8 protein-coding genes and 4 pseudogenes are annotated in these 11,549 nt (G+C 68.2%); 6 read left to right on the top strand and 6 right to left on the bottom strand.

The genetic code is table 11. The features are described 5' to 3' along the window. Positions 1 to 150 precede the first annotated feature (150 nt). The 4 genes and pseudogenes from ACIOHC_RS43425 to ACIOHC_RS43410 form a co-directional block, all read right to left on the bottom strand. Positions 151 to 1,078, bottom strand: a pseudogene (locus tag ACIOHC_RS43425) (transposase family protein). After that, a pseudogene (locus ACIOHC_RS43420) lies at positions 1,067 to 1,171 on the bottom strand (IS5/IS1182 family transposase); the annotation flags it as partial. The pseudogenes ACIOHC_RS43425 and ACIOHC_RS43420, both read right to left, overlap by 12 nt. A 16-nt stretch (positions 1,172 to 1,187) precedes the next feature. Further along, positions 1,188 to 2,102 (bottom strand): annotated as a pseudogene (locus ACIOHC_RS43415) (IS1380 family transposase); the annotation flags it as partial. A 438-nt stretch (positions 2,103 to 2,540) separates the two neighbouring features. Continuing rightward, a complete protein-coding gene (locus ACIOHC_RS43410; protein ID WP_401846958.1) occupies positions 2,541 to 4,247 on the bottom strand; it encodes an FAD-dependent oxidoreductase in 1,707 nt (568 codons plus the stop codon). 246 nt (positions 4,248 to 4,493) lie between these two features. On the opposite strand from ACIOHC_RS43410, the gene ACIOHC_RS43405 reads away from it, so the two are divergent. The 6 genes and pseudogenes from ACIOHC_RS43405 to ACIOHC_RS43380 all read left to right on the top strand — a co-directional run bounded on the left by ACIOHC_RS43405 (position 4,494) and on the right by ACIOHC_RS43380 (position 10,157). Then, positions 4,494 to 4,868, top strand: a complete 375-nt coding sequence (locus ACIOHC_RS43405) for a UBP-type zinc finger domain-containing protein (RefSeq protein ID WP_351073928.1) — start codon at positions 4,494 to 4,496, stop codon at positions 4,866 to 4,868. Between the two features lie 10 nt (positions 4,869 to 4,878). Then, the gene (locus tag ACIOHC_RS43400) at positions 4,879 to 5,064 is read left to right on the top strand and encodes a hypothetical protein (protein WP_401846955.1); all 186 of its coding nucleotides are present in this window, start codon (positions 4,879 to 4,881) and stop codon (positions 5,062 to 5,064) included. Positions 5,065 to 5,421: 357 nt separating this feature from the next. Then, entirely contained in the window at positions 5,422 to 6,459 is a 1,038-nt protein-coding gene (locus ACIOHC_RS43395) for an alpha/beta hydrolase (protein WP_401846953.1), read from the top strand. A gap of 831 nt (positions 6,460 to 7,290) precedes the next feature. Further along, a complete protein-coding gene (locus tag ACIOHC_RS43390; protein ID WP_401846961.1) occupies positions 7,291 to 8,205 on the top strand; it encodes a DUF5996 family protein in 915 nt (304 codons plus the stop codon). Between the two features lie 135 nt (positions 8,206 to 8,340). Continuing rightward, positions 8,341 to 8,457, top strand: a pseudogene (locus tag ACIOHC_RS43385) (IS481 family transposase); the annotation flags it as partial. Positions 8,458 to 9,276: 819 nt separating this feature from the next. Next, positions 9,277 to 10,157, top strand: a protein-coding gene (locus ACIOHC_RS43380) for an IS5 family transposase (protein WP_401846951.1) whose coding sequence is annotated in 2 segments (ribosomal slippage) — positions 9,277 to 9,637 and positions 9,637 to 10,157 — 882 coding nt in all. Because the reading frame shifts where the segments join, the coding sequence is not laid out codon by codon here. Positions 10,158 to 10,226: 69 nt separating this feature from the next. Here ACIOHC_RS43380 and ACIOHC_RS43375 read toward each other — a convergent pair. Both ACIOHC_RS43375 and ACIOHC_RS43370 read right to left on the bottom strand, forming a co-directional pair. Beyond that, complete coding sequence (locus ACIOHC_RS43375) at positions 10,227 to 10,775, bottom strand: RICIN domain-containing protein (RefSeq protein WP_401846949.1); 549 nt, start codon at positions 10,773 to 10,775, stop codon at positions 10,227 to 10,229. Between the two features lie 340 nt (positions 10,776 to 11,115). Then, positions 11,116 to 11,549: transposase (locus ACIOHC_RS43370; RefSeq protein ID WP_401846946.1), on the bottom strand; the 434-nt coding region annotated here is incomplete at its 5' end.

Below are 11,549 nucleotides of genomic sequence, written 5' to 3'. Positions count from 1 at the left end.
GTTGCGCGGGCGTCCGGGGCTGTGACCGGGCAAGAGATATCGGCGCCTGGCCGTGTTGCTGTGCCGGGGGCCGTGCTGGAGCTGATCGTCGATAACGAGTTGGTGCGTGATAGCGGGTGAGGCTGTGGTGGCCTGGTCCCGGGTGGTCGTTCAGGTGGTGGCGGTGCGGTCGGAGACGAGGCCGGCGATGGCGCGGTAGGTGTCGGGCAGCCGGTCTCGACGGTGGGTCCAGCGGATGAGTTGTCTCCATCGTTTGTGGTCGGCGAGGGCGTGCTCGACGGTGATGCGGTCGGATGAGTGCCAGTGTCGGTCGCGTTCCCAGCGTTCGTGGACGTCGGGCAGTGCGCTCTTGTTCGGCTTCCTGGGTGGTGTGATCGCCTGGCCCGGGTGATCACGTCTGAGGCCCGGGGTAGCCGTCGTCCAGGAGGACCTCCACGTCGGGGAAGTGCTGGAAGCAGACGGCGATGCCCTCGTTGCGTGCCGCGGTCGCATCATGCATCCGCCCAGGTCGCAGGGCATCGGCCCATAACGTGCGACCTCGGTGGTCGGCAACGACAGTGGCTTTCATGGTGTTCTGTTTCTTCTTGCCCGAGACGAACGCACGGCGTCCGCCGCGGCTGGCCGGGGGCCGGCGCACCTGGATCTCGGTGGCGTCCGGGCGGAGCTCGATGCCCTCGGCCTGGGCGTAGGCGAATACGTCCGCCAGTGTCTTCAGACGCAGGCTGGGCTGGCCGGGGACCGCGCAGCCCCGCTCGGCCAAGAGGGTGCGGATCTCGCCGACGGCTCGGGTGATGGTGGAACGGTCGACACCGAACAGCAGCCCCAGCACCGAGTGCGGCAAGTCGTGCCGCAGGTGGATGAGCGTGGCCACCAGCCGGTCGACGAAGACCAACTGGTGCCGAGCGCCCGCACCCGCGGCCCGCTTTCTCGCCCCGCCTCGTACTTCATGACGGCGGCCTTCGACTGTGCCCTGCCACGGCTGGACCAACTCCTGTGCCAGACAGCTCAGATGACGCCGGGAGATCCCGGTGAAGAGCCGATGCGCGAGGACCGCCCGGTTGACCTTGGAGAGGGGCAGACCGGTCCGTTCTATGATCAGGTGGATCTTCGACCCGTACTTGCCCCGGTCGACAGGATTCGGACCTGTCAGGTCCCCCTTTTCAGGGCGCGCATGTTCACCGAGTCGATCGCGCACCCCGGAGGATCCGCCGGCGGCCGGTGGTCACGAGCTGTCCGGCCGCGGTGAACAGGCGGAGCCGCAGTCGGCGGGGCTCCCACAGGCAGGCCTTGCCGGTCAGTGCGAGCATCGGCATCCAGGTCAGCAGGTCGGGGGCGAGCTGCACGGTCTCCAGCCAGATCCGGCTCTGGACCGTGCGGTGCAGGGGCAGGTTGCGCAGGCCGGTGGCCCGGGCAGCGCGGATGCGGTCCTCGGCCCGGGCCCGCAGCCGGTGACGGAGCTCGAGCTCAGCGATCGCCCGGCCCGAGGTGTTGGTGGCGAAACACGTCAGCCGCATGCCGTCCGCATCCGTGAGCCGCAACTGGGCCCCGGGGTGCGGCCGTTCCTTCCTGACGATCAGCCGCATGCCCTTGGGCCAGCCGTCCAGGACGTCGCTGGTGAGTTCAGCGACCCAGGCGCGGTCGCGGATCTCGCCGCCCGCTTCGACGGCCGGTGCCCAGGCCGAGGCCGGAACCTTCAGCACATGCTGGTGGACCTGCCCGGTGATCACCATGCCGACCGAATAGGACAACCACCGCCCCCGCCGGGCGAGCCAGGCCACGAAGTCGTGGGTGCCGCCCGCAAAGTCCGTGCGGATCAGGGTCCGGCGCCCGCGCCGGTACTCCTTCGGCAGCTGAGCCAGGGCCGACCGGGTGGCGGTGATGTGGTCGGCCGCCGTGTTCGATCCCGCGTTGCCCGGCCTGGGCAGGGCCGCGACCAGTTCACCGGTGCCGCCCGGTCCATGGTCGACGAACCCTATCAGCGGGTGGTGGCCGTAGGTCCGCCTCCACGTGGGTGCGGCGTCCTCCTTGTCGGAGTGCGCGATCACCAGCACCCCGTCGAGATCCACGGTCACCGTCCCGCCCGCATCAGGCGCCGCATCGCCCTCATGGCTCTGGAGGCAGCCGACTGGACCGTGGTCGCCGAGAACTTCCTGGTCCTGGCCCGCATCGACCACGAGGAGCCCTACTGGGCCCAGGACCCTGCCAAGCAACTGTCCCCCGAAGGCATTACTGTCGAGATCACCCCCCGACCCCGTGAGGCCCCGTGCGTCGCCACCGATGACCGGAGACGAGTGCCGGCCCAACGGTGTCCTGGGCGCCGAAGTTCCATTGCAGCAGTCCCAATCGGGCAGCACCGGACTGCGGCGGGCAACCGGACTGCTCGCATCAAACGGAACACCCATGCCCACGGTGGTGGTTGGTCGACTGCGATCGTGGCTCGTTGCGCACACAGCCGGTCGATCGACCGTCCAGACTGCGGCAACCGGGGCAGCGCGGTCGAGACCTCGCCGGATTTCGGCTCAGTGGCCGCGAGCTGCTCCTTACGAGCTGTCGGCGGTGAGGAAGTGGTGGACGTCCGAGACGACGACGGAGCCTTCGCCGACCGCGGAGGCGACGCGTTTGACGGACCCGGCTCTGACGTCGCCGACTGCGAAGACGCCGGGCAGATTGGTCTCCAGTCCGGCCGGCTGCGCACCGTCGGCGTACATCCGGCGGTTGGTAACGTCCGCGCCGACGCGGACGAAGCCCCTGTGGTCGGTTTCCAGACAGCCCTGCAGCCATTCGGTGTTGGGGCTGGCGCCGAGCATCAGGAAGACGTTGGCAATCGACCGGTTCTCCATGGCGCCGGTCTGGTTGTTGGTCCATCGCACCCGGGTGAGGTGCTCGTCGCCCTCGAATCCGGTGAGTTCGGTGTACGGGTGCACAAGGATGTTGCCGGAGGCTTCGATGCGGTCCTGCAGATAGCGGGACATGGTCTCGGACAGGCCCGAGCCGCGGATGAGCATCTGGACCAGGCGGGCGTGCCGGGAGAGGAAGACCGCGGCCTGCCCCGCGGAGTTGGCTCCGCCGACGACCGCGACCTCCTCGCTTTCGCACAGGCCGGCCTCCATGAGTGTGGCGGCGTAGTGGATGCCGTTGCCCTCGAACCGGGCCAGGCCGGACAGGTTCAGTCGTCGGTAGCGCGCGCCGGTGGCCACGACGACCGTCCGGGCCCGCAAGCGGTCGCCGTCCTCCAGCGTGATCGTGTAGGGCTGTCGGCCGCAGTCCAGCCCCACCACCAGGCGGGGCAGCACGATGCGGGCGCCGAACTTCTGTGCTTGGACCTGGGCGCGCCCGGCCAGTGCCTGGCCGCTCACCCCGATGGGGAACCCCAGATAGTTCTCGATCATGGAGGAGGTACCGGCCTGCCCGCCCGGCGCCTCTGCCTCCAGTACCACGGTGTGCAGTCCTTCGGAGGCGGCGTAGACCGCGGCGGCCAGTCCGGCCGGGCCGGCGCCGACCACGGCAAGGTCGTACACGGCGGTCGGGTCCAGTGCCTCTGCGAGTCCCAGGTGTTGTGCCAGTTCCCGGTTGGTGGGGTTCTCCAGGAACCGGTCCGGTCGGTAGACCACCACCGGCCAGGTCCTGCGGCCGTCGAGGCCGTAGCGGCTCAGCAGCTCGCGGGCAGCTGGGCCACCCGCAGGGTCGATGGTGGCGACCGGGTAGCCGTTGCTCTCGAGGAAATGCAGCACCCGCAGGGTGTCGGCGGTGGTGAGCGGGCCGGCGACCAGCACGGTGGCCTGACCGTGCTGGATCAGGCCGAGGCGGCGCAGGATGAGGGCGCGCATCACGGTCTCGCAGATGTCTGGTTCCGCGGCCAGCAGGCGACGGAACTGCGGACGGTGCAGGCGCACCACTTGTCCGTCTTCGCCCATCCGGCCGTTGAGCAGGGTTTTGCGGTCGTTGAACAGGTCCAGCTCGCCGGTGAACTGGTGGGGGCCGTGCACCGTGATGACCTGGCATGTGCCGTCCGGGGCTTCGTGGTAGATCTCGATGTTGCCTTCCAGGACGAGGAAGAAGTCCGCGCTCCGGTTCCCGCGCCGGAACAGCGCGGTTCCGGCACGGAGGTCCTCGACCTGCCCGAAGTTGCGGATGCGGGCCACTTGCTCGTCGGTGAGCCGCGGGAAGGTCTGTGCCATCCGCCGGTAGAGGTCGGAGGCGTCCGTGCCGGACTCGGCCGGTATCCCGATGCCGCTGCTTGTACTCATCGGCCCCACCACCGCTCCCATGGAACCGGCCTTTGCCTCTCTTGGCCGGGACCAGGCTGAAACCGCTGCCAGAACCTCTCCAGTGTCTCACCGAGCCCCCACGGAGCGACCCGGTTCGTGAGCGCCCGCAGGGCTGCTGACCGCCCGGGCCCCCAGCGTCACCGGCCGTGAGGAGGAAGGCAGATCCTGTGCGGTGCCGGTCGAAAGGAGCAACGATTGAGGTGCGTACCGCGAAGGAGATGAGTCATGTCCGAGAACCGCGGCATCCCCGGCATCGACCCCTCGGTGCCGCCGAGTGGAGTCGGCTGCGTCGACTGCCTGGCCGGTAACGGCCCCGGCTGGTGGTTCCACCTGCGCCGCTGCGCCGCGTGCGGCCACATCGGCTGCTGCGACTCCTCCCCGGCCCAGCACGCCACCCGTCACGCACGCCAGGAAGGACATCCGTTCCTCGCCAGCTTCGAACCCGATGAGGACTGGTTGTGGAACGTCGAAACCGAGCAGTACTACACCGGCCCCGGCCTGGCCCCGCCCGCCAGCCACCCCACCACCCAGCCCGTCCCGGGACCGCAAGGGCACGTACCGGAGGACTGGCAACGACACCTCCACTCATCCACCGCTTAGCCTGATGCCCATGGAAGCTGAGCTGCTCTTGATCCCGGCCACCGCAGTGACCGGATCGGCCGCACAGCTGGCCGACCGCCTCGCCGAATACGCGGAGCAAGGCATTACCGAGATCGTCTACCAGCCGACCGGACCGGACATCGCCCACGAGTTGGAGGCGTTCGTCACAGCCGCCCGTACGGTGCGCGCCGGCTGAACTCTCTTCGAACGCGACGACGCGCCGCTCGCACGCCGCCGGGCCGAGCTGACCATCGCACCCCTACGCGCGGGCGCTCCGGCGAGAAGAGCCGCGATCTGCTGCCCGTGCTCGTGGCGCTGCGGCAATGGGACGACAGATGGGCCGCGGGCGAGCCACGGCCACCGTCGGTCTCGCACCACCGGAAATGCGGCGCCGAAGTGCACGCGGTGCTGCGCCGCGCGAGCGGCCATCCGGATGGGGGACACCGTCATCGGGTCCGGACCGGGCCTGATCCGCAACAATGCGGAAAGCGCCTGAACCCGACAGCGCCGGGAGACGCAACCCTGAAGCGTCAAGCAGCAATGGAGAGATGTCGTGTCGCACGGCTTTCATCCTCAGCGGAACGTCCTGCGCAGGCCACGCCAGACCGTTGGCTACCTGGAAGCAGGACCGCTCGACGGCTCACCGTTGGTATTCGTACACGGCTGGCCCGGGATCGCTTCGACATGGCGGCACCAGATGGCTCACTTCGCCGCACTCGGCTTCCGCGTCGTGGCCCCCGATCTGCGCGGATACGGGCGGTCGACCGTGCACACCGATCCTTCCGCCTACCGGCAGGAGCTCATCGTCAACGACATGCTTGCCCTGCTGGATCATCTGAATCTCGGCACGGCGGTCTGGGTCGGGCACGACTGGGGCAGCCCCACGGTGTGGAACATGGCTGCCCACTTCCCCGAACGGTGCACCGCTGCGATCACCCTCGCAGTCCCCTTCGGGAGCCTGGAGTGCGGACTGGACGCCCTGATCTCGACCGTGGACCGGGCGCGCTACCCCGTGAGCACGCACCCCAACGGGCAGTTCGACTACATGGTCTACTACGAGCAGCACCCGCGGCAGGCCACGGCGGTCTTCGACGCCGCGCCGGCCAACGCCGTCAAGGCGTTGTTCCGGAAAGGCGACCCGACGGTACACAGCCGTCCTGCGCCCACCTCCGCCGTAACTGCCGACGGCGGCTGGTTCGGTGGCGCCTCCACGGCCCCTGACCTGCCCCTCGACACGGATGTGCTCTCACCACAAGACCACGCCGAGCTGACCGAGTCGCTGGGGACCAACGGCTTCTGGGGTCCGACCTGCTACTACCTCAACCACCGCGCGAACGCGGCTTACGCCAGTGCGGCTGTCAATGGAGGCCTGGTGGACATGCCCGTGCTGTTCATCGGCGCCGCCTACGACTCCGTCGCCGACATCACCAACCCCCGCATGCTGGACGGCATGCGGCAGACGTGTACCGATCTCGCCGAACGCGTCGTCCAAGCCGGGCACTGGCTCCAGCTGGAAGCCGCCGACGAAGTCAACCATCATATGGAGGACTGGCTCCGATCCGTCGCCGCACGTGCGGACTCGAGCGCCTGAGGCGACGCCGCGGCAGCGGTGCGGTCGGCGGCGAGGCACGTCGCCCCCCGCCCTCGAGTCCTCGCCACGTCCGGCTTGTGCACGAAGGAATGGACCTGCGCAAGGCCCCCACCGGCTGTACCCCTTCTACGACAAGAAGTGGGAACTGCACTATTTTGCCACCGCCGGCTCCTATGAAGAGATCGCCGTCGCCTGCGACATCCCCGTCGGCACGTCCGCAGCCGCCTGAACCAGGCCCGATCCCAACTGGCCCGACTGCTCCTGTCGACCGCGGACCGGACCCATAACGACGCGGCGCACCGCAGCGAAGCGAGCCGGCAGGAAGGACTCGCCACCTTGACAGGCTGGGAATCGGGCACACTGCCCCGCGAGATCAGCGAACTATGGCCCGCCCACAGCAAGATGACCGGGCGGCTCCCCCACCTGGGTGAACACGTCCACCCCATTCCGGTCATGCGCCGCTACCTGGACAGGGTACGCCAACACCTGCACCACGTCACCGCCGGACGGGACATCGACATCTGGGAAATGAACTCACTACCACACACGGCAGCCTGCACCACTGCCCGCCGACCCTCTCCTGGCTCATGCTCCGCCGAGACGGGCGCGCGATCCGCAGGCCCGCGAGCGGTGATGTGGTCAATCCCTGCACGCTGAACTGAAGCGCGGTAACGGCTGTCGCTCAGATGACCGGCGCCGTCAGACAGGACGACGATGGGGCAAGTGGCTATCGTGGGCCGGTCCGGGCCCTCACGGTGGCCGCGGTGTTCAGGGGACACTCGAAGCTCCGGAGGAACCATAGTGACGACGGAAAGCCGCCGGGAAGCCGGGATGTGGCCGCGGTTGTGGGTTGCCGAGTGGGCCGAGACGCGCGACACGCTGCATATGTGGATGCAGATCATCGGGAAGGTCCGGCTGGCACACGCTCCGCTGCTCAATCACTGGTGGCAGGTGACGCTCTACGTCAGCCCACGGGGATTGACCACCTCGGCCGTTCCCCACGGTGCGGGTGCCTTCGATATCGAGTTCGACTTCGTCGACCACGCGCTGAGTCTGCGCACCAGTGACGGCGGTGCCCGGCGCATCGCCTTGGAGTCCATGCCGGTGGCCGACTTCCACGCCCGTGTCCTGCGGGCCCTGGAGGACATCGGCGTCCCCACCACGATCCAGAGGCATCCGAACGAGGTCGAGCGGGCGGTCCCGTTCGCGGAGGACTTCTCCCACCACACGTACGACCCGCATGCCGCGCACCTGTTCTGGCGCCAGTTTCTCCAGGCAAACCGAGTGCTGGGCGAGTACCGCAGCTATTTCGCAGGCAAGGTCAGTCCGGTTCACTTCTTCTGGGGCGCCATGGACCTGGCATGCACCCGGTTCTCCGGACGCGGCGCCCCACGCCACCCCGGTGGCGCGCCGAACTGCGGTGACTGGGTCATGGAGGAGGGCTACTCACGCGAGCTGAGCAGTTGCGGTTTCTGGCCCGGCGGCGGTGACGAGGGTGCTTTCTACTCGTATGCCTACCCCGAACCCGACGGATTCGCCGAGGGCCCTGTCACCCCCTCCGAGGCGTTCTACAGCCGGGAGAACGGCCAGTTCCTATTGCCGTACGGGGCGGTACGTACCGCCCCCGAACCCGATCGGACGCTGCTGGGCTTCCTGCACAGCACCTACGAGGCCGCCGCCACACGGGGCGACTGGGACCGGGCGTCGCTGGAGGCGGATCCAGCCCGCTGGGGCGGACATGGGTAGACAGGCGCGCGGGCACGGCTCGTAACCTCCCCGCTCATGGGGCCGCGCCCGTGGCCCGGCACGCGGGATGGTCTGCTGCCGCCGTTGGGGCGGATTCGTGTGGGTGGGAAGTGTGGTGCACCGGCGAAGCAGGGTTCGGTGACTCTCGGCGACAAGGAGAAGGAAACCGCCACCGCGTTCTGGACCCGGACCCAGACGTTCTTCACCTCGTGCGGCATCACCGTCGAACGGGTCCTGACCGACAACGGCTCCTGACGCCGAGCAGGCAACGGCCGAACGAGAGAACCTGAAACCCCGTCAACCCTCCCTGACCAGCTGATCAGCACCTCCCGCACAGCGGGGGAACCTCAGTTTCCCGGTGATAGTAGGCTTCCGTCGCCTGCGGCGGCGGGGCAGCCCTGGCCAGGCTCAGAGTTCCCGGGTGCCGTCAATGGAACGGTTGACGACAGGCACCGCATCCATCCAATAAACCCGGACATTCCAAGACGCCTGGGCGGCGCCGATCCAATGAGATCCGATGAAGATTGATGACAGCGTTTGATGACAGATAGCCGCAGGCCCTGCTCGCACTGCCCGCGCTGACCGGCAGAGCACCTGCCGGGCTCACGCACGCGATGCCGACTCTCGCCCTGCTCGGCGAGAGCCACGAGCACAATCCGACCCCGAACACCCACGGCGACGGTGTCCTGCATCGGCCAGCTTGCCAGCGCTGCATGGCCCGGCGCGGAATCGATGGCCTTGTCGTCCACGCGCCCCTGCCCGCGCGATCAGCGGCTGGACGATGCCGCAGCGAGGGCACTCGGCCGGTGACCGGAGCACGGCGGTGTAGCAGACATGGCAGACCGGCCCGACCGGCCATCGCGCGTTGACCGGCTTGGTCTGGCCGCGGCGGGCGCACGGTTCCCCGGCGCGAGTGCGTCGGTAACAAGTGCCGCAGACCGGCTGTCCCTGCTGGTCGCGACTCACGATGGTGGGCGCCCCGCCCCAGCCAACGCGAACAACCCCCGGCACCGCTAGGCACTGTCCGGCGGATCATGTGACCTTCTGACCAATCGCTCGTTGGTTTCGAGTATGGGTCGGGCGGATCTACCGAATCACGAGTGGTCGCTTCTGGAGCCGCATCTGCCGCCGTCGGGTGGTCGGGGCGGCCGGTGGGGTGACCACCACATGGTGGTGAACGGAATTTTGTTCCGGGTACGGACCGGGGTTCCGTGGCGTGATCTGCCCGATCGTTACGGACCCTGGAAAACCGTCTATGAGCGGCATCGCCGCTGGTCGGCGGACGGGACCTGGGACCGGATCTTGCAGGCGGTTCAGGCTGGCGCCGATCTCGCCGGGCGCATCGACTGGTCAATGGTCGGCGTCGACTCGACGTCCTGCCGGGCCCATCAGCACGCCGCCGGCGCCCGCAAGGCCACACCGCGGGTTCCGAAAAAAGGACGACGCCCCGGCACCACCGCCCTGACGAGGGACTCGGGCGGTCCCGGGGCGGCCTGCCGAGCAAGATCCACCTTGCCGGTGAGGGCGGCTGCCGTCCCCTGGCCTTTCTGGTCACGCCGGGTCAGTGGGGCGACGCACCACGGATGATCGAGGTCATTGGCCGGATCCGGGTGCCCCGCCCGCTGGGCGGGCGCCCCCGGACGCGGCCCGGTCACGTCAGCGGCGACAAGGCATACAGCTCTCGTCGCAACAGGCGCTACCTGCGCAGACGCCAGATCAAGCACACAATCCCGGAGCCGAAGGACCAGCGGGCCAACCGCCAGCGTCGAGGCAGCGCCGGCGGCAGGCCCACCGGGTTCGACCACGACCTCTACCAGCGTCGCAACGAAGTCGAACGGACCATCAACCGGCTCAAGAACTCCCGGGCAGTCGCCACCCGATATGACAAGCGGGCCTACGTTTTCCAAGGCACGGTCACCGCAGCAGCGATCCGCCTATGGCTCCGGCCGTGATCCGTACGGGCCCCGGCCGAAGGCCCGGTCCGCGCCCAGGCGCCCTTGGAGGTCAAGCGTAGGCGGTGTTCACGAGAGGGTGTCCTCCACCTTGATGTAGCCGCGCTGGACTACCCACCTCTGGTTGGCGTTCTGGGTCTGGCAGGTCCAGATCTGCACGTTGTCGCCGTCGTTGCGGGTATTGCCCGTGTCCAGGCACATTTCGCTGGGCCTGCCGATCGTGTTCTTGAGCACGAGCTGCCCGTCGCGCAGGACCCACCTCTGGTTGACGTTCGGGGTCTGACAGACCCAGATCTGTACGTTGTCGCCGTTGTTGCGGGTGTTGCCCGCGTCGAGGCACATCTCCTCGCGCTTGCCGATCGTGTCGGCGACCTTTACCTGCCCGTCGTCGATCACGAACTTCTGGTTGGTGTTGCCGAGGCAGCGCCAGATCTGGGCGTTGTCTCCGCTGTTGCGGGTGTTGCCGACGTCGAGACACATCGGAACGCTCGCTGCGGTGGGCGCGGTGCGGCCAGCGGACGGGGCGGCGCCCGCAGGGGAGACGGCTGTGGCGACAACTGCCGCCGCAGCGAGCCCAACCGCCGCGCAGCGGGTGAAGTTAACGCTCAGGGAAATCACGTATTCCACTCCAGTCCTTGAACGCTGATTCTTCATTTAAAGGCATAAATGCCCTAGCCAAACATCGAAGTCGCGTATTGGCTTCGATTACCGTATTGGGTCTCCGTCCGCCGTTCGCGACGCTAAGCAAGAGGTTCACCCGTAAGGGCACATAACTCTTGCCGGCCATCGATCCGTCACGGCCTGGCGCCGATCCGACCGTGATCCGCCGGACACCGCCTAATAGGGCTTTGTTAGGTGGTGTCGTAGGGCTGCCATGGGGTGGGTTGTCGGCAGGTGGGGCAAGTTCCGGTCCAGGTGGCCAGCAGATGCTGGAGGAGGTCCAGGGCCTGGTAGAGGGTCAGGCCCTGGCAGGGACTTTTAGGCAGGTCCGCTGTTCGGTCAGGAACAGGTGGGCGGCGGTGACGAGGGTGACGTGGCGGTGCCAGCCGGTGAATGAGCGGCCTTCGAAGTGGTCGAGTCCGAGGGTGGTCTTCAGCTCGCGGTAGTCGTGCTCGATGCGCCACCGTAACTTCGCGAGGCGGACCAGATCCCGGGCCGGGATGCCGGCGGGCAGGTTGGATATCCAGTACTTGACCGGCTCGTCCTCACCCTCGGGCCACTGGGCGATCAGCCAGGTCAGGCCGATGACACCGTCGGGAGCGGGCTTTGGACGGCGTCCCGCGAGCCGGATGCGCAGGAACACGAAGCGGGAGGTCATCGCGGCTTTGGAGCCCTTGCGCCAGGTGACCGTCACCGCTTTGTCGCGGCCGGCGGCCAGGACGTGTTCGCGCA

This window comes from Streptomyces sp. NPDC088252, assembly GCF_044740965.1.
Classification (GTDB): Bacteria; Actinomycetota; Actinomycetes; order Streptomycetales; family Streptomycetaceae; genus Streptomyces.
Note: the sequence above shows the minus strand (reverse complement) of the source record. Positions and strands in the feature narration are given on the sequence as shown.

Excerpts from the sequence above, each read along its gene's own strand:
- ACIOHC_RS43410 (WP_401846958.1), bottom strand. The coding sequence starts at position 4,247 with ATGAGTACAAGCAGCGGCATCGGGATACCGGCCGAGTCCGGCACGGAC.
- ACIOHC_RS43405 (WP_351073928.1), top strand. The coding sequence starts at position 4,494 with ATGTCCGAGAACCGCGGCATCCCCGGCATCGACCCCTCGGTGCCGCCG.
- ACIOHC_RS43400 (WP_401846955.1), top strand. The coding sequence starts at position 4,879 with ATGGAAGCTGAGCTGCTCTTGATCCCGGCCACCGCAGTGACCGGATCG.
- ACIOHC_RS43390 (WP_401846961.1), top strand. The coding sequence starts at position 7,291 with ATGTGGCCGCGGTTGTGGGTTGCCGAGTGGGCCGAGACGCGCGACACG.